General features: G+C 41.6%; 22 protein-coding genes, 2 tRNA genes and 1 pseudogene. 11 read left to right on the top strand and 14 right to left on the bottom strand.

Annotated elements, in window-relative coordinates:
- Positions 1-62 precede the first annotated feature (62 nt).
- From GP480_RS00565 to GP480_RS00550, 4 genes are all read right to left on the bottom strand, one after another.
- On the bottom strand, positions 63-1,508 hold the full coding sequence (locus GP480_RS00565; RefSeq protein WP_237111388.1) for an alanine/glycine:cation symporter family protein: 1,446 nt from the start codon (positions 1,506-1,508) through the stop codon (positions 63-65).
- Positions 1,468-2,514, bottom strand: coding sequence for an efflux RND transporter periplasmic adaptor subunit (locus tag GP480_RS00560; RefSeq protein WP_160094910.1), 1,047 nt, complete (start codon positions 2,512-2,514; stop codon positions 1,468-1,470). Before GP480_RS00560 ends, GP480_RS00565 begins: the two co-directional genes overlap by 41 nt.
- Positions 2,515-2,590: 76 nt before the next feature.
- A tRNA-Cys gene (locus GP480_RS00555) sits at positions 2,591-2,661 on the bottom strand.
- A gap of 124 nt (positions 2,662-2,785) precedes the next feature.
- Positions 2,786-2,938, bottom strand: coding sequence for a hypothetical protein (locus tag GP480_RS00550; RefSeq protein WP_160094908.1), 153 nt, complete (start codon positions 2,936-2,938; stop codon positions 2,786-2,788).
- 677 nt (positions 2,939-3,615) lie between these two features.
- On the opposite strand from GP480_RS00550, the gene GP480_RS00545 reads away from it, so the two are divergent.
- A complete protein-coding gene (locus GP480_RS00545; protein WP_160094906.1) occupies positions 3,616-4,302 on the top strand; it encodes a hypothetical protein in 687 nt (228 codons plus the stop codon).
- A gap of 350 nt (positions 4,303-4,652) precedes the next feature.
- Here the strand turns inward: GP480_RS00545 and GP480_RS00540 are convergent, their stop codons facing one another.
- Positions 4,653-5,546, bottom strand: coding sequence for a class I fructose-bisphosphate aldolase (locus tag GP480_RS00540; RefSeq protein ID WP_160094904.1), 894 nt, complete (start codon positions 5,544-5,546; stop codon positions 4,653-4,655).
- 412 nt (positions 5,547-5,958) lie between these two features.
- On the opposite strand from GP480_RS00540, the gene GP480_RS00535 reads away from it, so the two are divergent.
- The 3 genes from GP480_RS00535 (at position 5,959) to GP480_RS00525 (ending at position 8,677) form a co-directional block, all read left to right on the top strand.
- Entirely contained in the window at positions 5,959-6,864 is a 906-nt protein-coding gene (locus tag GP480_RS00535; protein ID WP_160094902.1) for a tyrosine recombinase, read from the top strand.
- A gap of 256 nt (positions 6,865-7,120) precedes the next feature.
- Entirely contained in the window at positions 7,121-7,666 is a 546-nt protein-coding gene (locus GP480_RS00530; protein WP_160094900.1) for a hypothetical protein, read from the top strand.
- A 96-nt stretch (positions 7,667-7,762) separates the two neighbouring features.
- Positions 7,763-8,677 (top strand): RluA family pseudouridine synthase, encoded by a 915-nt coding sequence (locus GP480_RS00525; protein ID WP_160094898.1) that lies wholly within the window; start codon positions 7,763-7,765, stop codon positions 8,675-8,677.
- Between the two features lie 223 nt (positions 8,678-8,900).
- Here the strand turns inward: GP480_RS00525 and GP480_RS00520 are convergent, their stop codons facing one another.
- Both GP480_RS00520 and GP480_RS00515 read right to left on the bottom strand, forming a co-directional pair.
- Positions 8,901-10,118, bottom strand: a complete 1,218-nt coding sequence (locus tag GP480_RS00520) for a lipoprotein-releasing ABC transporter permease subunit (RefSeq protein WP_160094896.1) — start codon at positions 10,116-10,118, stop codon at positions 8,901-8,903.
- A 13-nt stretch (positions 10,119-10,131) separates the two neighbouring features.
- Positions 10,132-10,203 (bottom strand) — tRNA-Thr (locus GP480_RS00515).
- 245 nt (positions 10,204-10,448) lie between these two features.
- On the opposite strand from GP480_RS00515, the gene ispF reads away from it, so the two are divergent.
- The 5 genes from ispF (at position 10,449) to GP480_RS00490 (ending at position 14,968) form a co-directional block, all read left to right on the top strand.
- Positions 10,449-10,955, top strand: a complete 507-nt coding sequence (gene ispF, locus GP480_RS00510) for a 2-C-methyl-D-erythritol 2,4-cyclodiphosphate synthase (RefSeq protein ID WP_160094894.1) — start codon at positions 10,449-10,451, stop codon at positions 10,953-10,955.
- Between the two features lie 62 nt (positions 10,956-11,017).
- Positions 11,018-11,566 (top strand): 5-formyltetrahydrofolate cyclo-ligase, encoded by a 549-nt coding sequence (locus GP480_RS00505; RefSeq protein ID WP_160094892.1) that lies wholly within the window; start codon positions 11,018-11,020, stop codon positions 11,564-11,566.
- 112 nt (positions 11,567-11,678) lie between these two features.
- Positions 11,679-12,203, top strand: coding sequence for an ATP synthase F1 subunit delta (gene atpH, locus GP480_RS00500; protein ID WP_160094890.1), 525 nt, complete (start codon positions 11,679-11,681; stop codon positions 12,201-12,203).
- 10 nt (positions 12,204-12,213) lie between these two features.
- Positions 12,214-13,737, top strand: coding sequence for a F0F1 ATP synthase subunit alpha (gene atpA / locus GP480_RS00495; protein ID WP_160094888.1), 1,524 nt, complete (start codon positions 12,214-12,216; stop codon positions 13,735-13,737).
- A 286-nt stretch (positions 13,738-14,023) separates the two neighbouring features.
- A complete protein-coding gene (locus GP480_RS00490; protein ID WP_160094886.1) occupies positions 14,024-14,968 on the top strand; it encodes a hypothetical protein in 945 nt (314 codons plus the stop codon).
- Positions 14,969-15,312: 344 nt separating this feature from the next.
- Here GP480_RS00490 and prmC read toward each other — a convergent pair whose 3' ends face one another.
- The gene (gene prmC / locus GP480_RS00485) at positions 15,313-16,173 is read right to left on the bottom strand and encodes a peptide chain release factor N(5)-glutamine methyltransferase (RefSeq protein ID WP_237111363.1); all 861 of its coding nucleotides are present in this window, start codon (positions 16,171-16,173) and stop codon (positions 15,313-15,315) included.
- 82 nt (positions 16,174-16,255) lie between these two features.
- Complete coding sequence (tatC, locus tag GP480_RS00480) at positions 16,256-17,047, bottom strand: twin-arginine translocase subunit TatC (RefSeq protein ID WP_160094882.1); 792 nt, start codon at positions 17,045-17,047, stop codon at positions 16,256-16,258.
- Between the two features lie 204 nt (positions 17,048-17,251).
- Between tatC and GP480_RS00475 the strand changes: the two genes are divergently transcribed.
- Positions 17,252-18,079, top strand: coding sequence for a hypothetical protein (locus GP480_RS00475; RefSeq protein ID WP_237111362.1), 828 nt, complete (start codon positions 17,252-17,254; stop codon positions 18,077-18,079).
- A gap of 21 nt (positions 18,080-18,100) precedes the next feature.
- On the opposite strand, the gene GP480_RS00470 is transcribed toward GP480_RS00475, so the two are convergent.
- From GP480_RS00470 to nadC, 4 genes and pseudogenes are all read right to left on the bottom strand, one after another.
- On the bottom strand, positions 18,101-19,327 hold the full coding sequence (locus GP480_RS00470; protein WP_160094880.1) for a DNA recombination protein RmuC: 1,227 nt from the start codon (positions 19,325-19,327) through the stop codon (positions 18,101-18,103).
- Between the two features lie 5 nt (positions 19,328-19,332).
- Positions 19,333-19,815 carry a ribosome maturation factor RimM gene (gene rimM / locus GP480_RS00465; RefSeq protein ID WP_160096062.1) on the bottom strand — a complete coding sequence of 161 codons (483 nt, stop codon included), beginning with the start codon at positions 19,813-19,815 and terminating at the stop codon, positions 19,333-19,335.
- 17 nt (positions 19,816-19,832) lie between these two features.
- Positions 19,833-20,060: pseudogene (gene rpsP / locus GP480_RS00460) on the bottom strand (30S ribosomal protein S16); the annotation flags it as partial.
- A gap of 150 nt (positions 20,061-20,210) precedes the next feature.
- Complete coding sequence (gene nadC / locus GP480_RS00455; RefSeq protein WP_160094876.1) at positions 20,211-21,053, bottom strand: carboxylating nicotinate-nucleotide diphosphorylase; 843 nt, start codon at positions 21,051-21,053, stop codon at positions 20,211-20,213.
- 251 nt (positions 21,054-21,304) lie between these two features.
- Here nadC and GP480_RS00450 point away from each other — a divergent pair, with 251 nt between their 5' ends.
- Positions 21,305-22,516 (top strand): hypothetical protein, encoded by a 1,212-nt coding sequence (locus GP480_RS00450; protein WP_160094874.1) that lies wholly within the window; start codon positions 21,305-21,307, stop codon positions 22,514-22,516.
- Positions 22,517-22,529: 13 nt separating this feature from the next.
- Here the strand turns inward: GP480_RS00450 and GP480_RS00445 are convergent, their stop codons facing one another.
- Positions 22,530-24,179, bottom strand: a complete 1,650-nt coding sequence (locus tag GP480_RS00445) for an Rne/Rng family ribonuclease (RefSeq protein WP_160094872.1) — start codon at positions 24,177-24,179, stop codon at positions 22,530-22,532.
- Between the last annotated feature and the right edge of the window lie 244 nt (positions 24,180-24,423).

The raw sequence follows: 24,423 nt of genomic DNA, 5'->3' as shown, positions 1-24,423 counted from the left end.
AAACAAGAAGAGAAGTCGCTCTCAGAATAGCAAAGACATCTAATCTAGTAAACTCACAATTCTCAAACACTATTATTGGTTTCGTGCACGACACCTCCTGCGAGAAACACCATCCCTATTAAATTCGTCACGAGCATAATCGCAGAAGTAAAGTCAACTACCCTCCATAGAAAGTACACCTCCGATAGCGCACCAAATGGCAATACGAGAACGAAAAAAATTTTCCACAATTTGAGTACTTTGGTACTATAATTCGTGAGATATTCAAGCGCGCACTGTGCACAAAAAGACCATGTCAATACTGTTGTAAAAGCAAAACAGAATAACACAACGATAAGTGAGTATCCCACAACATCACTTTCAGCACCAACCTTGAAGGCCTCAAAGCACATATTGGTACTTTCAAAAGGACCCCATGCAACACCTGTTACCATAAGCACCAAGGCTGTAACAAAACAGACCAGCAACACAATAAACGGTGAAATCACACCTATAAGACCTTGTTCTATCTCCAATGGCAACTTATGACCTTCTTCCTGTTTCACGTTTGCATGAAGTATACCCTCTAGCCCAAACCCGATGTCAGAAGCAAATATTCCCCTGGAAATACCCATCTGCATTGTAGTCAAAAACTGCGTCCACGCAAATCCAACAATCCCACCTTGTATGTCTGTTCTGCTCCACATCGACGTTAACATAAGTGAAAGTGCATTTGGGATTCTATCCGCATGCAAAACAAGTATGTAAAGTGAGACAGCCAGATATCCGATGGCCATAAATGGCACTACAAACGAAACTACCTGAGTAAAGACACGAAGCCTACCAAAAGTCACAAGCGCAACTAGGACTGTGAAAATTAAACCCCCATAGATCCTCGGTATGTGGAGATAATCCATCGGCAAAGCAAGAGAGTTCACTTGCACTAAGCCACCGCCAATGGTCGCTGTACAAATCAATCCTATACAAAACAAGAGCGGCAAAACTTTAGATTTAAGCCCATCTCGAAGAAAATACATAGGACCACCAATAAAGCGTGTACCCCTCTTTGTCCTGTAAACCAGACTTAAGTAACAAGTGACATACTTGATCGAAGCAGTGAAAAGAATGATCAGAATCATCCATACAATCGAGCCGGGACCCCCAGTGGCAAGCGCAATCGCGGTACCAGAAAGATTACCAACTCCAAGATTTCCACCCAATATAGCTGAAAAAGCCGAAAAAGAGGAAATGTTTTTTCTGCAACCCTTAGCGGGAACAAAGAGACATTTCAAAGCAACCGGTAGCTTGAGAATATGTATCCACCCCATTTTGCAAGAGACCCAGAAACCCACACAAATGAGCATCGGTATGACAAAAAACTGCAGAAAATAACCCTGGAAAGTAAAAAAAACATCCAACACAAGAAAACCGTGCCCTGCCACCACTAGCAAAATTAGTAACCAAAAAATGAAGAAAAAGAAACCCAGCTTAGTTCGCTTTAAGTTCCTGGCGTCTGGAAAGCCTCCCACCAGCAACAACGACCTCTATCTGTCCCCCAGCTGCGTTCTGCTGTATCCAAAAATTCTCACCTTCTTCTTCCACTATCTCTACCCTGATAGGCTGAAGCAAACCATCTTTTAGAATCTCTATGGCAATCTTCCCATCTTTCTCTAGTAAGAGCGCACTACCAGGTACTTTATAGAGGAATCTTTTGTCCACAACTATCCTTGTATCGACCACCATCCCCACTGGTACACGGTTTTCGCCCAATTCTTTCCGTTCAACCCCAACTTCAACAAGAAACGTCCCTGTAGGATCATTTGGAACAAGTGAAACAAACCTTGTTCTTCCCTTTATAGTACCAACTTCGGGAAGAATAACTTCAGCTTCCAGACCTTCTTTCAAATTCAAAATATCTACCTCTGAGACGTTCATTCGCACAATGTAGTCCCCGAACGGGATCAATTCCGCTATGAGTGTTACTCCTGGTGATACAACATCCCCAACGGTAACATTTATCTTCCCAATTATGCCTGAAACTGGGGCCTTAATTGTATGTTTTTTCATTTGCCTTTCTAAGGCTTTCAAATCTGCTTCAGCCTTTTTAAGACCAACCAGCGCAGCTGAAAGTTTTACTTGGGATAAGTACCCATTCTCATTAAGCTCTTTAGCAGCTTGGTACTCCATTTTTCTTTCTTCTAGCAGAGCTTTCAAACTTTGCAACTGAGCTTCACATACATCACTATTAAGGCGGAGCAACGTATCACCCTCTTCCAAGATCTGCCCGTCCCTGGCGAGCTTTTCTATGACCTCCCCGGGCACCTGCGAATACAAAAAGTGACGCTGTGCGGCATCAACACTTCCATAACCACTTACAACAATCGCACGCAATACCGGTTCGACAACTATAGTGCGCAATGAACGCACCTCTGCACCCACTTTTTCATCTTCAGAATGAACATTGCTCCCTATGAACTTGAACGTCAGCACCAGAAGTAGCAGTCCGAGCAAGACCGTCGGGAAAACGAACTTCATACCAAAAACTCAAAAGAAGCTACAAACAAACATGCCCACCAAAGAACAACTATGGAAGTAGTAAACACAACAAGAAAGGCCGGAGCCGGAATCGAACCGACCTAAAAGGATTTGCAGTCCTCCGCATAACCAATCTGCCATCCAGCCTCAATACCCACTCATTTTACAACAATACGATAAGACTATCCACCTCGAATAGATTCACGCATTTTCCAACAACTCTTCCTATACGGGAAAAATGGGAACTCAAGAAACACCTACATCTATCCTTTTATTGATAAAAACAGAACGAAAACTCGGTCTTTGATGCTTCAAAGTGCTGTATTTCTACAGAGTTAGTCAGCGCTAATCCATCGATTTCGACAATATCGTGAGTAGAAAATGCTTTTACCTTGAGAGGATCCTGCCTGAGAGCATCAGACATACCTCACCTAAAATAAAATGCCAACGGTAAAAAATCACCGATGAATCCCACTTACTTGCAATAACACAAAAGAAAAACTGCACGGATGCGGCCTGCATATAGTTTGGTTTATATTGCTTTTCGAATGACTCCGATATTCAGATTTTTATAGGACAAAGCACGATGCATAACACGTGTGAGCCAAAAGGCTTGTAACAAACAAAACAGGAAAAGCATCCAGCAAATAAACCCGCCATCACAGGAATTTAATTACTGCTTCGCTTCAATTCCACTGAGGTTATATTCTTAATTAATCACACCAACCCTGATCGATAAAAAACTCAGCAAATATTTACTCTTCTGAGAATAAAAGAGTGCAACACAACGAATAACTTTTACAGGAAGGTTGAACAGCATCGGTATATATGGTAAATAAAGTTAATAAATATAGTAAATAGATTTACACTTTGTAGAAATTACCCAGATACTAGTGATGGTTCATAGCAAGTTTAAGGAGTACCGCTGATATTTTGTAATATGATAGTAGTATTGGTAACACCTACTTATATTGATTGAAAAAGACTTGGCACTGCTTTCTCGATAGTAGAATCAATAAACTTAAGCACTTGGCCCATGTCCTGTGTTGCAGTGTTTGGGTTGTGCTTCTCTGCAAAATTTAAAACTTGTAATAAAAAACAATGCACTCTTGGTCTGAAATTTATAATGGAGACGCGCGCACATTAATCCAGGAAAGTAGCATTTCTAAACAGCAGTCTAGTGGTGCTATGCCTATAGCTTGCACATTTTCCAAGCGAAGAATCTTATGCATTTTTGCGCTTTCTGTATTACTGTTGGTCTTTGCTGCCTTAATAGTGAACCTGACGTTGCTGTGCAGCACGAAAACTTTTCCTAACGGAAAGATACTGTTGGTATTGAACATCTTAGCTGTATTGTTCACATTTCTTTTTTTCCTGTGCTGTACCGCAAGTGAAATTGCTAGGTGCGCCGGATTGCAAGGAGGAAGAGAAACACCGAAAAGTCTAGACCTTACAGGTATTGTTTCCGACCAGCCTGTTTATGTACCGGAAAACACAGAAATACACAATCTTTCTCTATGCGGATCAGTAAAACTGCTAGGACTCGTGGATCAGATTGTTGATGATGCAATTACAAGTGGACTACAGGCAGTTAAAGATAGACAAACACAAGAAAAAACCCCTCCTGACCATGCACAACCTGGCACACCATTTCCCACTGTTCCTGAAAACCCTGTGATACAGTTGGCATCACAGAGACCTCCGGGCAGAGGACCAGCGGCAGAGCTTACTGACTATCAAATAGTACACGCGGTCATTGATTTTGGTACTACGCAGAGTACACAATAGGTACAATAAGCGGGATAAGCTGGATTACGCAACTCAAAAACATCATTAGATCCGCACACCTTTCTGGCATATCATTTCCTTCCTCCCCCAGAAACTGATCAAGCACATTATACAGCTAGCATATATGGTTATGTCTCTGCTCTGGCCTCTAAATGGAAAAATATAGCGACACTGTACAAAAAGCCATCGGCGAGAACACTCGTGCTAACCCACCTAATCATATTAAAAGGCAACGCAACACACTTTTCAAAATTTAAAACGCGCAATACAAACAGATCATTGGCACGAACTCTAAGGGAACCAACATGGAAAAAGGCCATAATGAACCAACTATAAGCACGCCACAAGTTTCACTGCTTATACAACGAGATAATTTCTGAAAGCATTGCAAGAGATTCTCTATAAGATCTCTGAAATGCATTCCTACCTATTATGGACCCGTTGCCACCACCCTTCTTGATTGCTCTAACCTCTTCATAAAGCGCAGGCAACTCCTTACTTTGCCCACCAGAAAAAAGCACTAACCTCTTACCGGTAAAGCAGGACCTCACTATTACCTTCACTCTTTCCGAAAGCTCCTCCACTGAGGAAAGATGACTCTTCTTATTGGCAAGATTAGAAGTAGGTAATTTCACCTTAACAATGTCAGCACCAAGAAGGCATGCCATGTGCGCTGCATACGAAACAACATCCAATGCGGTTTCGTCCTTAGCAGAAAGCTCACCACCACGTGGATAGGACCATACTACAACAACAAGACCAAACGCCTTAGCCTGTGCTACAACTTTTGCAGCCTCAGTAAGCATTGAACAATAACTCTCAGAGCCAGGATAAATAGTCAACCCCACGCCAACACAACCTAACCTGATAGCGTCTTCCGGCGTACTGATGAAAGCCTGGTTAGGCGAACAACTCTTTGGAAAGAGCTTACTAGCAGTATTGAGCTTCAAAATTAACGGCACATGGTTGGGATACTTATGTGCCACATCCTGCAGCATCGAGAATGGAGCAGCATACGCGCTCAAGCCAGCATCGACTGCTAATTTAATATGATATTCAGGATCATAAGCCAAGGGATTATTGTAAAAACTCTCGTCTGGACCGTGTTCAAATCCTTGATCCACAGGTAAAATCAATAGCTTTCCTGTACCACCAAGACGACCGTACTCCAATATCCGTGCAAGGTTTGTTCTAGAACCAGGAGAGTTATGAGAATATGCTGACAGTATCTTATCGAGACTCATTCATAAAACCTACTTCAACCCTGGGATTGTAAAAATTTATCTCAAGGAAATCAACTCTGCGACGTCTGGACTGTCTACAAATGAAAATGAAGGGGTGCTTTTTTCAGTACTGATATTGCAATAATTAGCAGCTATGAGACTTATAGTGGGAACCATACTAATTGTTTTTCGACTGGGCATGAGGTATGGAGTTCTAGGAGCATAATCCCTCAACCAAGTTTGGATTCAATGAAATCATAGCGTCGGAAAAAAGCTCACGAATTGGAACTCACAAAGTAACCTTTTCTCAAAGTAAGGCTGTTATTACTGAACAGGCATTTGAAATGTTCTTCGGTAGATGCCGTGCTATCGCGGAACTTTTCGCAGAAAAAGTGCGGCAAACTGACTATATAACTCACTGCAGGACTGATATATGCAAGCAAGTGATTGCAAATATGTTGAACAGTTTCTTGAAAAGATCCTGGTCGAGAGAAATGCCACATTTAACACGATCAGCAGCTACCGGACCGACCTTAGGCTGTTAAGTGCTTTTTTCAAGAAAAAGGGCCTACAAAATGCATCGAAAGAGGATTTGTATGGATATATCGCCAACCTGCGAACTCAGCAACTCTCTAATGCAACGATACGAAGAAAAATAGCGACTTTCAGGCAATTTTTCTCATTTTTATACTCCGAAAAAGTCTCCAGTAGCAATCCAGCCCAAACTCTGGAGCTTCCCAAAAAAACGTTGGTACTTCCTAGGTACCTAACCAAAGAAGAAGTTTTCTCACTACTTACTTTCTTAGAAAGCGGACAGCCTACTACCCTACGATTGTACACAATCCTAGAAATCTTATATTCCTCTGGTATGAGGGTTTCCGAGCTTATAAATCTGAAAATTTCCGACATACGCCCACTTCTCAATGGGCAACAACATATCATCATCACGGGCAAGGGTAGAAGAGAAAGGATATTGCCCTTCTCTAAGAAAGCGATACAGGTGCTCAAGCTATATCTAACTTCCTACCAAAGTAATTCCCCTTGGCTTTTTCCAGGTGCAGGAAGAAAAGACAGACCGATTTCAAGGCAAAGGCTGGGACAGTTGTTGAAGGAGCTTGCATTAAAGTGCAACCTTGATCCTAAACGAATTTCTCCACATGTTCTTCGCCACTCGTTTGCAACACATCTACTAGATAGTGGAATGGACATCAAGGTCGTGCAAGATTTACTAGGACATGCGCAGATTACAACCACTCAGATTTATACCCACATTTCGCAAAACACGCTCCACAAGGAAATCGAAAGCAAACATCCACTCTCCTCAAAAAAAATCGGATAAACACCTTTTGGTAAGCAATAAACACATTAATTGATCAATATATTGCTAGAATGTAAGGTTATACATGAATTTATATAATCTTGAATATTTGTTAGAGTATCGCTAAGATATCTCTGATGACGTATGAATATTTTGTGTGTTATTGCGTCGTCATTCAAGTTTGTGTTTTTGTTCCCCGCTCTGTCCCTTCACACTAACTTCCCGTTACTGTTGTGCATGGTGAGAGGGCGTGGTCTATATTGAGAGGTATAATACAATGGCAAGTCGCGCCCTTTTGTATGGTTCAAATCCGGAGAGTTTGTATGATTCAAATCCGAAGAGCAAAAAGAAAGTGTTATCTTCGTTGGTGCTTTCTGCGTTTGTTCTATCGTCAGCAGCTGCACTGGCAGCTCTTTCATTCTGTGCGGTGCGTTTGTACCAACAAGTTGCTAGAAGAGAATCTCTAAAGGAACTTGCGCAAAGCATTGCTCTGGTCACGTTGTGCTCCATGACATTACTGTCACTAGTTATAACCGTTGCCCTCCATGGACGACGTTCGACTGAGAAACCATTCATGAAAAAATTACCTGGAGCAGATGTCGATGCTCCTAACGTGGAAAGTACTCAAGCAGTGAATGTAGAATCGCATTCGGATCTTGAAGCTGCAGAAGAGGTTGTCAGCACTCCTAACGTGGAAAGTACTCAAGCAGTGAATGTAGAATCGCATTCGGATCTTGAAGCTGCAGAAGAGGTTGTCAGTACTCCTTCTTCTCTTGTTGTACCGTCTGCTACCATGGAAAGGGAAGCACATCTCCAAATGTAGTGTCAATCTTTAAACTATTTGGCATTGCTTATCTTGTTAGCGTTCTTCTTTTAGGTTAGCCTTCGTGGGAAATACAACCCACGAAGGTGCAGCGCTTTGTACAGATGTATTGTAGGTGAATGTGATGCAGGAAGTCGTTTAGACGTTTTCTTACATCGCTGTTTGCAATTGTTTTCTCGGACCTTCATTAAGCACTGCATAAAAGGTGGTAGGGTTGAAGCGAATGGAAAGATTCAGGTGGAACCATCTAGGCGCGTTTTAGTAGGTGAGGAATATCGCTTGCTGGACCTACCTCTGGAACAAAAACCTAGACGCGCGTTTGTACGACCTCTAGATATAAGATATGAAGATGATTCTTTGCTCGTGGTTTATAAACCTGCTGGTCTTGTGGTGCACCCGGGAATAGGCAACAGAGAGCAAACACTTGTCAACGTCCTCGAGCACCACTACCCCATAACACAACTCAGCAATCTTGATTCCTCACGCCCAGGAATAGTACATCGACTAGACAAGGACACCGCTGGTTTCCTTATTGTAGCAAAAACTAACCATGCACATGTACGCCTTTGCGAGATGATAAAAGAAGGAGTCATTCGGCGTGAATATCTTGCACTTGTCCATTCAATTCCAGTACCTTTGTGCGGAGAGATAAAAAAACCAATAAAAAGGGGACCAAGAAAAATGATGATAGGAAAGTGTAGCGGAAAACCCGCTTTGACTTACTACAATGTCCTTGCGCGTACGGTTGACAGAAAATATACTCTTGTTCATTGCAGATTAGGGAGCGGAAGGACACATCAAATCAGGTTGCATATGAAATCCATAGGTTGCCCTGTTGTTGGAGATAAGCTGTATGGACTCAATAGAGATGCCGATCTTTGTGCTGAACACCACGCTTTATGGGCTTATTCTCTTCAATTTAAGCATCCATTCACAGACAAGAGTATGACCTTCTACGTCGAGCCAGCGAGTATAATTCAGCCCTTTTTGGAAAAAATTCCTATCAGCTGAGGTCTATTCGCGACATCTCGAGAAGACAGAGGTATTACACAACCAGCGTAATCCTAAGGTGTATTAGAAATAGCATGAATTCTGGAATCGTCCCGCACCTCATCCTGAGTAGAATTTAGTATTACTAGAAGCACCACCCATACACATTAGAAACAGAGGTAGAAATTATTCGCACGAAGCAAATTGCACAATGATCTTACTGGAAAATCATCTAAGGTAAACCTCAGCGCAAAATAGCCCCAGGACTCTGTTTCGATGCTTTGTAAGCTGGCGGAATGGTCGCAAAGAATGTTATTAAAATTGTCGATAGAGCTATCAATCCTATACTTTCAGGGTCGAGCAAAACTGGTATTTTATCGACAAAATACACGGACGGATCAAAAATAGTCTCTCCAGTAAGCCACTCTATAAAAAGCCTCAACCTGTTAATATTCACGGCTATCAACAGACCAAACATCACCCCCAGACCAGTGCCAACTACTCCTATTATGGAGCCACAGAAAATAAAGATCCTAACAATGCTTGTTTCTGTCATGCCCATGGTACGCAGAATAGCGACGGATTGTTTCTTCTCATCCACTAACATGAATAACCCAGAGACGATATTGAATGCTGCCACAAGCACAATCATCAATAAAACGATCGACATCACTGCTTTTTCAACCTTCAGGGCACGGAAGTAAGGGTTACCAACATCTTGCCAGTTAGTTACATGCAAATCCGGAAACTTTTGTTTTATGAGCTCTGATATATCAGAAGCAAAATAGGGATCGTCCAGGTAGATACTTGCCGTGTTCATTTCAGAACGGAAAAGAGCTGATGCCACGTTAAACGGCATGTATGCAAACGCACTGTCGTATTCAACAAGCCCAAGAGCAAAGATGGCTGCTATTTTCAGATGTTTTATCCTGGGTATTAGACCAAGCATCGTATTGGTATATGATGCAGATAAAAACTTCACCTTATCACCTACACTTACTCCTAGCTCTTCTGCCATCCTCGCACCAATTACGATACCATCTTCGAAATCTGCAACCTTCCCTTGGATAATTTTCTCCGTAACAAGTGATTCCCTAGCAAAATCGTTTAGCTCCATTCCTCTAACAAGGACACCTACGTTTGTCAGCTCATTTGAAATGATAGCTCTTGCCTCAAGAGCCGGAACTACCCTCACAATATGTGGCATTTCAGTCACGAGTGAGCGTAGACGCATCACATCTTCATTTCCGCCCTTCTGAAACCAAATGTTCACGTGACCACTTATGCCCACAATATTTGAAATAAGCTCTGCCTTGAAACCGTCCATGACAGACGTGACAACTATTAACGAAGCAACTCCAATTGTTACGCCAACAAGAGAAAGAAACGTTACAAGTCCCCTGAAGCTCTTGGAGATCAAATAATTACATGCAAGCTCAAGCTCCAGTTTTATAATAAACATTTGGAAAAGGCGGTGCCGCTATCAAGAATCGAACTTGAGACCTCTTCATTACCAATGAAGCGCGCTACCACTGAGCCATAGCGGCAAAACGAGGAACGATCCCACACATAATACCCTTTGACTTACCATTCCACAACTGTGGCACTTCTTTGAGTTATAAAGACTACCTATTTTGAAATGCTCACTTGAACGCACACCAAGCACGAAACAATGGATTTCAGATGCCAAATAGACCAGGTGGTATTGGGAATAGAAAGAAAGGAAACATTTTCTTTTTCTAAGAATTCGTGTTAGGAATCTATCACTCCTGATACACCATTCAGCCTTGCTATGTACCGTATTGGATTCGGGTATGATGTCCACAAAATAGAGAAACCTCTAAAGACCAGCGATACGCACGTTGTCCTATGCGGAGTGTCCGTGCCCTGCGAGTACATCGTCATTGCACACTCGGACGGTGATGTTGCACTGCACGCATTGGTTGATGCACTACTCGGTGCAGCGTGTATAGAAGGTGCAAATGATATCGGTATGCTTTTTCCTGACACAGATGAAAAATGGAGTGGAAAGTCATCATCTTACTTTTTAGAGCACGTGGTCACACTAATTCAAAGAGCTGGATACATGGTAAATAATGCGGATCTCACAATAGTGTGTGAAACACCGAGAATTCAGCAATACAGAAACAAGATGCAGCAAAAAGTAGCGGACCTACTCTGTACTAGAAAAGACCAGGTTAATGTAAAAGCAACAACAACCGAAAAATTAGGCCCTGAAGGACGTAAGGAAGGAATCTCAGCATATGCGATTGTTTCATTAGCCGGGAAAAAACCATAGCCTACCTTTCGACGTATTTTTAAAAGTTCATTAGTGACAATTCATTCAAAAAGACGTTATTCATGATTGAAGATAAAGCTGGGTTACGCGAGAAATATCGCAAAATAAGGAAAAGCATTGTAAACAGAGCATTGATTGACAGGCTCACAGTGGAAAATCTCCTTAAAACGTTGGACTTCAGGAACTATAAAACCATCGGACTCTATTTGCCAATTGATGGAGAAGTTGATCCGACACCGCTTCTGGATGAATTGGATGATAAAGTCTTTTCCCTCCCATGCATTTTGAGTGATCAAGGAATGTGTTTCAGAACATGGAAAAAAGGTGATATCTTAGTGAAACACGATAAACTTAACATCTGTTATCCTGCGGGAGACGAAAGCATTATACCTGAATTGGTATTTGTTCCCTTAGTAGCCTTTAATTGTGACCGTCATAGATTAGGTTTTGGTATGGGATTCTTTGATAGATTTATTAGTCATTCGAGATCGAACGGCGACAATATACTATACGTTGGATTAGCATATGACAAACAACTCTGCCATGATCTAGTAATTGAAGCACACGATCAAGCTCTTGACTCAATTATTACATCAACAACAGTGTACTAGATGCACTTTATCCTCAAAGATAACTTGTGCGAAGTAAAAAGAGATACAGTCGGATTTGCAAAAATACTCAAGCTGTAAGAGAATGTGCCTGTGTGGTCGTGCAGTAGAGTAAATGCAACAGTATATAGCCGGTAGGTATGCGCAGTCCCTGTACGCAGTGTGTGGTCCCAGGTTGGAGAGTGATGTAAATAAATTCTTGAGTTTGCTCAGTGAAAGCAACTTTCTTTCTTTCGCAAGGATAAAGACTAGCACTAAGGTATATGTACTTGACAGATTGGATCTCCCGTGCGAACTCAGGAATTTGTGTAGAATCTTGCTTGCAAATCACCGTGGTTTTCTTTGTACTAAGGTACTGCTGGAGTACATAGAAATAGTGAAAAGAAATAGGAAAGAGGCGGATGCAAGGGTGGAAGCATATAGTCGCTTAAGTGCCACAGCTAAAAAGAAAGTTGCAGGTGCACTGCTTGTGAGGTTCCCTTATCTGAAAAAGATTAACATCGCCCAAAAAGTGAACCGCTCGCTTCTAGGTGGACTAACAATCAAAATAAATTCCATGATGATAGACCTTTCCATCGCCGGAAGGTTAGCAAAGTGTAAAAGTATGGGACAAAGTACAATTCTCAAGACATTTCAATAGGAAGGAAAAAATGAGTTTAGACGTCAATGCATCCGAAGTTTTAAGGATAATAAAGGAAAAAATCGAAGATTTTGATCAGCAGCTTTTTTCCGAAGAAGTAGGCGAAGTGATCTCGGTCAAGGATGGTGTTGTAATAGCTTGCGGTCTTGAAAATGCAGAGTTTAACGAAAAGGTTGTTTTTCCAAATGGTGAAATTGGGCTTATACAAAGCATAGAATACGATCACGTAGGGATAGTGATCTTAACTAATACACAAGACATAAAAGAGGGTGATACAGTTAGACGTACGAAAGAACCTTTGCGCATCCCGGTAGGAAAAAAGTTACTTGGTAGAGTTATCGATCCTTTGGGTAATCCTCTAGATGGTGGTGGACAAATCTTCGCAGATGCGTATTCTCCAATCGAGGTAAAAGCACCAGGAATTCTGGACCGTCAGCCCGTAAAAGAGCCCCTTCAAACAGGAATAAAGGTAATTGACTTGCTTATTCCTATTGGTCGCGGCCAGAGGGAGCTTATAATTGGAGATAGACAAACAGGAAAGACAACTATTGCATTAGACAGCATAATTAATCAGAGAGATATCAATAAGAATCTTCCTGATGAGCAAAAATTATACTGTGTTTACGTGGCGATTGGTCAAAAGTGTTCAACAGTCGCAAGAATCATGAAGACTTTGCAGGAACAAGGTGCCATGGAGTACACTACCATTGTATTAGCAGGGGCATCTGATTCTGCACAGTCGCAGTTCCTAGCTCCGTACGCGGGTTGTTCTATAGGAGAATACTTCCGTGACAACGGTATGCATTGTCTCATTGTATATGACGACCTTTCTAAACACGCCGTTGCGTACAGGCAAATGTCATTGCTCTTAAGACGTCCACCTGGTCGCGAAGCCTATCCCGGCGATGTGTTTTACATTCATTCAAGGTTGCTTGAGCGTGCTGCAAAAATGTCTGATAAAAACGGTGCAGGTTCGCTTACAGCTCTCCCAATCATAGAAACACAAGCTGGAGATGTGTCTGCGTACATTCCGACTAACGTAATCTCCATTACTGATGGACAGATTTTTCTGGAAAGTGAGTTATTCAATAAAGGCGTGAAACCAGCTGTAAATGTTGGTCTCTCTGTATCCCGTGTTGGTTCAGCTGCGCAGATCAAGGCAATAAAGCAGGTTGCCAGATCTATCAAATTAGAGCTAGCTCAGTACAGAGAAATGGAAGCGTTCGCACAATTCGGCGCAGACCTCGATGAAACAACGCAAGCGTTGCTAGAAAAAGGCAGAAAGCTTACTGAGCTCTTAAAACAAAATCAGCATGAAACCTTACCAGTAGAAGAACAAGTAGTTCTCGTTTTCGCTGCAAACGAAGGTTACTTTGATGATATCGACGTAACAGGAATAAGTGCCGCCGCAAAGAATTTATTAGGGTCTTTTCGTGTACATCACCAAGATTTATTGGAAGACATTAGGAAAAAAACTGTAATTGGAGATTCAGCTTTGCTCTCGAGTGCACTGCAACACTGCAAAGAGCACTAGTACCCCTTCAAACTTGGCTTGAAGAACTTTATCGTTGTGTTGCATGTTCTTGGTTCATGGGTATATTTGATTCTCCCATTTTTACACAAGGCACATTTTGGGTAATAGACAGCCTTTTGCTTCGCCATATATGTAAGAACACATATAATTTAGGACCTAACCAAAATTAATATTATCATGTAAAACACTGTTAGAATTTCATTAATGTCATCATGTAGAACATTGTTAGAATTTCAGTAATTATTTTATCGTATAACATCCAACTTGGACAAAACTGATGGGCAGTATGAAACGCCTTACTATGAATCTTAAGAGCATCTTTGGTGCACAAACCCTCCATACAAACTTGAAAGAGGCTCTGTTGAGTAAAAATGCTCGCGCCTACGACAGAGTTGTTTATTTCGCAAGATACTTCAAGTTAACAACAAAACGAGATTTGGCTAGTCCTGAGGCACAAAGGAGTGTCTTCGGAAGAGTTTTAGGAAATCCAAACAGTGTGGAAGTACAGACCATTATGTTAGTTTTCCTCAGGGAGCATTTTGGAGATTCTTACCAGACTTGTTTTCTTACGAAAGAGGATAAAGAGAAGTTTGCAAGAATTGGAGAAGCTATCGGCTTGAGTCTGCTTGCTAGGTACTATAGTGGAGAAAGGCACAACGTTCTGCACAAACTGAGAATCCTAAGAGCAGCAGCATCCATCATTCTTCTCTTGGTTACTTTGGGACTCGTGATATTGTTTGCGCTGCACCTCGCAAATAAAATGCATGATGTATGCACAACTCCAACTAGGTCGGCCGAAAAGATTACTCTGATGATTGCAATTGGCGTAATAGCACTGCTTAGTACAGTTCTGTACCTTTGGGAAACAGCAAAACCTAAGGACTTTGACAATTACAAACCCGGCGAGCGCTCAAAGGAAGCACTACTGGACAAACTGAGTCCGCATATTATGCGCAACCCCGTCGCACTATACCTATTCTCATCTGCCACAATTGTGCTTATGGCCTGCTTGTGCGCAGCGGGGGATATCGTGGAGAACACAGGAGGGCTGAGAGCGGAACTTGCTTTTGCGATCGTGCTAGCAATTTTAGCAACGTCGCTTGTATGTGTCATGGCTAACGCATGGTATACTTCGGCCATAACACCACTTGCTAGCAGACCTCGTATAGCTCCAGAGCTATACGAGTGCGATGTCGCTAACGGACTACCAGACTTCCAGTGCATAAGATAGTGGGGGGTAGTACTTCTACTACCGTACTACAAAGAAAAAAGGACCTACAAAGACGCTATTCACTTGTACCAAGGTCAGATTTTACAATTAAACATGGACAAATCGCAACAGAAGCTTCACCTTCAGGTGGTACACAGTGACACGCCCCAATTTCCAACGACAGTAGGCTTAAATCCATTACTTGCTATAAAATTATATCAACACGCACGCGATTTTATCATCACTTTTTTGAAAAGTACACTTTTTTAAAAAATATATTTTGAAATGTATTTTTTAGCTACTTGACAGCAGAATGAAATGAAAAACGAGATCAACAAATCACACTTAAATGTTTTGCGATAAACTTATCTCAAAACGAGAACACGTTCCGCTCCGGATAAGTCACGATACCTTTCAACAATTTTAAAAGGACAGTCGGCCGACACTATTGAATCTCTCCAGCTGCTGCCAATTTCTAGAAAAATTTCTCCACCCGGGCATAGTATCTTGCTTGCAAGCCTCAAGATAGAGAAATAGGGCAATATACCATTGAACCCTCCATCCAATGCAATGCGAGGCTCATTTTGTACTTCTGGCTGGAGATAGGGAATTTCACTGCGTCTTATGTAAGGGGGATTGCTAACAATTACGTCCACTTTGCATGAAAGGACCCTCGTTGCGGTGTTAAAGTCGAGCCTATATAGTTTCAAACGAGCACACAAACCATATTTGAGCATGTTACGCATGCTGAGATGAAAAGCGGCCCTTGACTTTTCAAAACCAAACCCCAACGCATTTCTGAACTCCTTCAGTATCGAAATAATAACACAACCACTTCCAGTACCTAACTCCACTATTTTTAAAGGGCGATTAAGCTTTTGATAGCGAGACAAAAGAGCTACCAGTATCGTTTCTGTATCCGGACGCGGGATTAAAACATCCTTATTAACGGCAAAGCTGTACTTCCAGAACTCTTTTTCACCGACAATGGCCGCAACAGAATGACTTTTTCTAAGTTCCAACAACCTTCTAAAGTCCATTACTTGTGCTTCTGTTACCTCCTCATTGTAATACAGTATCAGCTGCTCACGCTTCAAAGATAACACATGAGCAAGTAAAAGCTCTGCATCGAGATGTGGAGTAGAGGACCAGTTTGCAAGATACCTGCTCCCTGTCATTAGTATATCTCTGATCCCCATATCTGAATTATAATTCTTCTCTTTCATCTGAGGTACCATAGATTAAGTCCATACCTAGATTATGGCACCTAGAACTCCGACCATAATCACAACGTTAAAAACATTGTTCCTATTCTTCTGAATTCTCTTTACTTTCCTTCTCAAGCGCCGTCCTCTTTTTACTGACATATCTACAACTAAAAATTGAAAGCTCATACAAAAATAGCATTGGAATCGCCAATCCTATCTGACTAAGCACGTCTGGAGGTGTAAGAACAGCTGCAGCAATAAATATCAACACAACCGACAACCTACGTTTTTTTACCAAGACATTATGATCAAGCAACCCCATATGAGACAATAAAGTTAGGATAGCAGGCAACTGGAACGCTATACCGAAGGCAAACATGAATTGGACAACAAGGTCAAGATATTCGGAAACAGATGGCATGAACTCTATTGGCAGAGTTCCAGGTTTACTGCCGTCATACTCAAAACTTACAAAGAACCTCCAAGCAAGCGGGAAAACATAGTAGTACACTACTGCACATCCAAGAATGAAAAGAACTGGTGCTGCTATTAAATAAGGAAGAAAGGCCTTTTTCTCACCAGGATATAAGCCGGGCGCAATAAACATATACATCTGCCATATGAAGAATGGAGAAGAGACTAAAAGCGCACCCAAGAAAGCAACCTTGAGATAAACGACAAATGTTTCTGTTAAACCAGTGTAAATAAGGGTAAAACTACTGTTCAAACCAGCTATGCGCTCTGGCTGATTTGCTACTTCAGCGAGTGGCTTGAGCAGAAACTTATATATCTCCTCGGAAAAATAGTAGCAGAAGCAGAAAGTAGTAAGAAAAAAAATTACGGATACTACCATTCTGTACCTTAATTCAGAGAGGTGACTATCAAAAGTCATATTTCTAATCCACCGCGTTAACATTAATCCAAGGTCACACGACCTTCTAAAGACCCAATTGGGAGATTACAAATTATAGTATATCCTGGGGCGTATAACATTGAAAAAACCCAGTTGTTTATGGCAAAAAAATACGAAAGATAATTTATTTAAACTTAATCAAGCTAATGTAACATCTCTAGCTGGAGTTTCTAAGTCACGATTGTGGAAGCATTGGCTGCACGGAGAAAAGGGGATCTTGTCGTGTCGATTGTTCATGGAAATGACGACGATACGGCTCTCATATCTGGTGCAAATAATGCTATGCTCTCGTTACTATCTTATGATTATTACGAGCTTCAAGGAAAGCCGTTTCTTGATATCTTAGAGAGTACAGATAGAAAGAAGGTCACTGAACATCTAGAGTACGAAGATTACAACATCGATATCGGAACTGTACTTGCAAAAACTAGGCAACTCCATTTCAAAACTAAGCATGGAGCGGCTATCAAACTGAAGATAAAAATCTTCCCTTCTAGTAGCACATCCAGCAGAGAGAAGAGGTACGAGATATTAGCAAGAGAGCGTTCGTGCTTGGACCACCTTACGGAATTTAGAAGGGCAAGACATCACTATGAGTATTCAATGGATGAAGTTCTCAGGATAATGGACCCACTCTCAACTGGAGAAGAATTCGTCCTTCTTTCACATTTTTGCCAGCAACATCAAGAAAATTGTGTAGCAGGACTTTTACAGCTCTCTGATACCTCAGTGACAATGATGCGTAACGTCATAGACATCATTAAAGGAACAATGAGATACGGAGACCAGGTTGGTATCGTTGGAAAAGTTTTGGTAATTTTTACTATCGGATGCAGTCCAGAGTTCGCAGACCGCCCCATGTCTCGGATAGCAGGAGTGGTAAAGAGAATAGATAACAAAGCAACACTTAGATACTTCAACCTATTCGAGCACCCAGTTTTTGATTTCAAGACCGACCTACTTCAACAGAAAAGAATCTTCGCCAAAATGGTTCACCTTTCACAGTATTAGTCACGGTTCAGGCTACACTTATCACTCCGACTTCAAATATAGACGATCTTCATTGATTTCCTTATTGGTTTGGACTCCCATACCTTTTAAGTCCTCTGCCCTACTGAGTAGGCTACCCCTTCCATCTCTAAGCTTATTCATAGCGCTTCTATAAAGTCTGTCAGAATTTGCAATAGAGTGCCCAATCTTCACTAACTCATCCACAAATAAAACAAATTTATCGTACATAGCACCTGCCTTTTTAGCTATTTCATTCGCGTTTTTATTTTGATCAACTATTTTCCATACAGAAGACACAGCTTGTAGCATCGCTACAAGTGAGTTCGGTGAAACAATCATTACCCTACTTCGTAGGGCCAATTCTTTTAATTCAAGATCACTAGAAAGGGCAAGTGCATAAGCGCTCTCGACCGGAACAAACATAAATACGAAACCTGGAGTAAAAAGTTCCTGTGCAGAGTGGTATTCTTTTCCTGAAAGATTTTTTACGTGGTTTCTCACGGATTTTAAGAAATTCTCTAGGTGTCCCTTTTCATGAGTGTTGATGTACAGGTCATAATGCTTAAGAGGGGTTTTTGCATCAACTACGAGGTGCTTACCATCAGGAAGATTGATGATCACGTCCGGAATAGTATCGTTCTCAAGCTTCTGCTGAAGCATGTAGTCTCGCCCTTTTTGCAGACCCGAACACTCAAGTATCTTGCTCAATACAAGTTCCCCCCACGAACCTTGGGTCTTACTGTCACCTCGCAAACTCCTTCCCAACTTGTTTGCCTCTTCAATCATTCTATCGGTCTGTGAAGCCATACGTGCAATTTCTTTCGCCAGAGAATATCTCTCTTTGATATCAGCATGAAATGATTCCTCTATTCGCTTTTCAAATTCAGCTATCTTGAGTTTAAGTGGCTCTAAGAGCCCACCTATATCACTAACAGACTGCTCCTTAAGGCGAATTGCACTACTTTCAAGGATCTTGCTAGCCATGGTTTCAAACTCAGCATACATGGCCTTTTGAGAATATTCAAAACTTTTTTTCTCCGACTCAAGTTGGACAACCTGTCTCATAAGGTTAGTATTCTCTTCTTCCTGCTTTCTACAGATAGATTCAAACTCAGACAACTCGAGAAGAGCTTTATCGAGTTTTTCCTGTTCATTTTCTAAAATGGTACTTGTGCGCACCTTAACATAAAGCAGGTAAAGAGATATCAACACTAATAGGACGTTGGTTAGTACAAGAAACAGCAACATGGCAACTATATCTCTTGAGGGAACACAACTTCTACACGCTCTTTATTCAAATCAATGTCCGCCACACATGCGCTAGTAAAAGGTACCATGACTTTTTTACCGGACAGAAGAATAATCTCGAGCACCTCAGCTGCCGCACCAAAATTATACAACATCGAGACATAACCGACATGTTCCTCGGAAGAATACACGGCTAGACCTACTAGATCCCCACAGTAATACTCACCTGCTTGTAATGTGGGAAGCAACGACTTAGACAAAAAGACATCAAGTCCTACCAGCTTTTCGGCCTCACATGCACTACCAACACGTGACAGGGTAAGGACAAGCATAGGGAACCTTCGGCTAAACGCGCCACATACGGTATAAGAAACACCGCCAATGGACAGATCGATTCCCGGAAATTTAAAATCAGCACTCATGTAGGAACGGAAGCGCACACAACCCCTCACGCCATGCGTAGAAGTGACTCGCCCCGCACAAACCATGTCATTCAAACGGAGGTAACAAACTTAGCAACCCTCTCAGTAGGCTTTGCACCAACACTGGTCCAGTACCGGATACGTTCCACATCCAAACAAACACGCAGAGGATCATCCTTCGACAAAAGGGGATTATAACTGCCAACTTGTTCCAAAAACTTTCCATCCCTTGGAGCAGAACTGTTCGCAACCACAATCTTGTAGTACGGACGCTTTTTTCTCCCGAATCTTGCTAGCCTTATTTTGAGCATAAACACTAAGTAATACATCAGGTGATTCTAACCAACTACGGGGAAGATTTCAATTATCAAAGAGGGAGCTTCCGGCTTCAGAACTTCATAATTCAAAGCGGAAGAACTCAAAAAATCCTTTAGTACACCCCAAGAGACATTCCGTGTAAATCAGAGCCTTGCTTTTATATCGATACCAATATCTGCGCTGACGATAGAATGCGTTAACATTCCCACCGAGATAAAATCTACACCTGTTTCAGCAATTTCTTTCACTGTGGCAAGCGTAATACCCCCAGAAGCATCAATTTTCACACGTGGTGATACATTTCTTATATACGTAACACAATCAACAATTTCCTTAACCGACATGTTATCTAAAAGAATTGAGTCAACGTGCACGGATAATGCTTCTTTCACCTGATCAAATGTGTCACACTCGGCGGTGATATAAATATCCCCAAGCGACTCCTTCAAATTGTATACAGCAGCGGTCACGCTACCACAAATTGCTATATGATTATCTTTCAACAAGACCATATCATTTAGTGAGTTACGATAGCTTTCTCCTCCACCGACCTTAACAGCGTATCTTTCCACACAGCGCATACCTGGCGTCGTTTTCCGCGTATCTCGTATTTTTACTTTTGTGTGAGACACCGCGTCGACAAATTGCTTTGTTGCAGCTGCGACTGCGCAACTCCTTTGAATAAAATTGAGAAACACACGTTCTATTCTAAGTAGCAGACGGGCACTACCACATCCTCGTATAATACATTCCCCAGGAAGAACACGATCGCCATCTTCCTTGTTGAGAAAGTATTCTATTCCTGATTGACCAAAAATTACTTTTGCCAAGGGTTCCACACATGCTACCGTTTCCTTGCGTGCATTCACCTCGAAAGACGCAACTAAATCACAGGAAAGTGTATTCTCAGTTGTTATATCACAACCGAGACCTAGATCTTCATTGAGCGCAAATTCAACTATTTTTTCCAAAGCTTCGTAATCCATAGAAATAACGGTGAGCTACAGAGTCGAAGAGTATACTACAGTTTCTATGTGCCATGCTATCTTACTAATTCATCTAGAACACTAAAAGTATTAGAAAAACTATTTGTATCAGGAACTTGCGTCCAATTGTGAGCAGCAAACCTATTTGCCAATCGGCCGGACTAAGTCTACACCCTTTTGTGAAGCGTGATATCTCTTCCGTCTAGTTAATTTCGGTGCTATACACAGGAGTTGTCCTTTTTACGTCTATTATGAAGCAGAAATGGCTCTCTCTCGGTATCCTGGCTTTAGGCCTATCAGGGATTTTCTCCCTATTTGTCGTCCTACTGAGGTTACCATTCTTCGTTGGTTTACTCCCAAATATTTTTGATGTTTCACTCGTCGTACATGTGACACTCGGAATCAACGCGTGGATGCTAGCTATTACCACTGCTACAACAGTAGGCGATGGGCATTTTCAAAAATTCAGCTACAAGTTATGTTTGCTAGGAGTGATTTTCATTTTTCTTGCAGGCTTTATCCCGGAGACATACGTATTAAAAAACAACTACATCCCCTTCTTGGACAATCTACCTTACGCTTTAGGGCTATCACTACTTTCATTTGGACTCTCTGTAAGCGCCATCAACACGCTGTGCAGTAGGACCATAGGAGAATGTGAACGAATCACCGCGCTAATTTTTTTAATCTCACAACTGTGCATTTGTCTTGCGTACACGAGGATGACAAGTGGCATCACATTGTATAACTTTTATGAGTATCTCTTCTGGGGAGGCGGACACATACTGCAGTTTGTGTTTTGCCAAGCACTGATGCTAGTATACGCGACACTCCTAGGTATAAATACGTCTGATAGGACCTTGCACGGGCTGTCTTTATTTAACTTACTAGCTGTTTTGCCAACTCCAGTATTATATTTCTTCTTCTCCTCTGATAGTGAAATTCTCATGCAGATTTTCACTTATCACATGCGTGTTCTAGGTAGTGTCGCGCCAATCATTTTTACTTTTTACCTACTCTCTCTTCCAAAACAAAAAGTGGATTGGCCTAATATTGCTGCTTTTGCTTTCTCAGCATGCCTTTTCATCTATGGTGGACTTTTAGGCTTTCTCATTAGGGAAAGCAATGTCGTTATCCCAGCTCACTACCACGGTTCAATCATTGGGATCACTCTTGCTTTCATGGCATTCGCTTACCATATTACGGGAACATTATCTTCAAAACTCCCTATTGCGCAGCTTACTACATATAGCATTGGGCAATTTGCACACATTACCGGCCTACTTCTCATGGGCGGATACGGTGCACTCAGAAAAAGCGCTGGAATGGTAGGAGAAAGTACCACATTGTTTAAGGGTATCTTTTTCTTCGGGGGCAGCCTTAGTATCTTATCCGGTGGATTGTTCGTAATACTGCTTACATCGACTCTCCTTAAGCATAAAAGAAGAGATCAAGGTTCTTGAATACGGACTTTCCTTACAGCCCCGTGAGCTTCTTTATCCAAGACGCAAGCCACGATCTCCTAGATTCCACTTTTACCACAGCACTTCCCTTTTTGACTGTCTGTTCATCTGCCCGCTCTTCCACAGTGATTACAGCCTGATCTTCCTCTAATATCTGTAAATCATCCTTTTCGTGAAAGGCAATCTCGAAGCCCTTTGCAAGCCCGAGTTTTTCATCAATCTTGAAAACTATGCTTCCTCCCACAACTTCTTCTGCTTGAGCCAGCATCTTGCGATAACCATTGAATATGGCTATCGCTAATTCAGGATTGGCAGTCACAATAACTTCCCTGCAGCGAGGTGCTGAGTATATAGCTGAAAAAACCTTACGAACCTGATGCTCAAGCTTTAGCACTTTACCCTTGCCTTCACAGTAAGGACATTTCACAGTGTGAGAGTCAAGAATATTGTGTTTGGTCCTCTGTTTAGAAAGCGCAATAAGTCCGAATTTATTAATTGGGGCAATCTGCACCCTCGCCCTATATCTTTTGAAAGCATCCTGCAACGCTTTTTCAACATTCAACATGTATTTGGAATTATTCATGTCAATGAAATCGATCACGACAATGCCAGCAATTCCCCTAAGTTCAAGATGGCGGACAATCTCAGCAACTGCTTCCATATTCACCTTATAAGCAGTCTCCTCGATATTGCTCTCTTTCTTCATCCTCCCAGAGTTCACATCTACTGCTGTTAGAGCTTCAGTACCGTTGATGACGATATAACCACCGTTTCTCAAATAAATTGTCTCTTCATATAAACTTTCAACTTGAGGTTCAACTTTGTACTTATCAAATACAGGGAAAGTATCTGAATAGAGTGTGATATTAGGATTTTCAAAGTGAAGAGAATTCTGTATGTAATCCTTTGCTTCCCGGTAGACATCACTGTGATTAACGATGACTTCCCCTACACTTCCGTCGTATGAATCTCTCAAGAATTTTTTCACAAGATTGGCTTCACGGAAAACGAGTCTTGGTGCCTTGCTTTTATCACTCTGCAAAACTACCTTCTCCCACTCGGAAAGCAACGAACAGTAGTCCCCCAAAACATTTTTTTTATCAGCATTTGCGCAATACGACTTGAATACAACACCGTATTTCCTATCTGCCATTTCTTCCTCAGCAAAACGCGTTAGCCTACTGACGGCCTGCTCGTCCACAATTTGCTTAGACAAGATCAAATCCTTCAAAAATGGCATCAGGACGCAATACCTACCAGGCAGTTTTACATATGCTGTCAAAGTAACATCTTTGGCCCTTCTCTTCTCCTTTGTCACTTGCACGAAAAGAACAAGTCCCTTTTTGACCACCTCGGTCGCATTAAAATGCTTGTATAAGTTGACGTGCTTGCCCTCAGCTATCGCATTTGCTTTAACTTCTTCAAGCAGGTCAAAGTAAACTACTGGAATTTCAGAAAATGGCAAAAAGCCGTATTCACCAGGTAAATACTCAACAAAAGCGGCTTGTAGAGAATCGTCAACCTTAAAAATTACTCCCAGGTATATATTTCCCTTTTGAGGTAAATTAGTAGTATGCTCACAATCGTATCCAACAAGGAGACCACCCCTAAGAATAGCAAGCCTGGTTTCACCTTCTCTTGAGTCTATCAGTATTTTCTTCAAGTCACTTCCCTTAAAATGCTAGACGATCCCTCCATTCTACCTAACCTGTATAGTTTCAGCAATCAATGAGCAAAGAGTTCACCTTAGAATACCAAGATGGAAAACCGGTAAGCCGAATATCTCATGAGGACTTTAGTGCTCATGTCCATGAGTGTACAACTGAATGAACAAGCAGACACTTCTGCAAAATCATCCACCATATATGAGGGAAATTCTCTCAAACAGCATACATTAGCTTATACAT

The organism is Neorickettsia findlayensis, from assembly GCF_009856525.1.
Lineage (GTDB): Bacteria > Pseudomonadota > Alphaproteobacteria > Rickettsiales > Anaplasmataceae > Neorickettsia > Neorickettsia findlayensis.
This window is presented reverse-complemented; position numbering and strand designations above follow the sequence as displayed.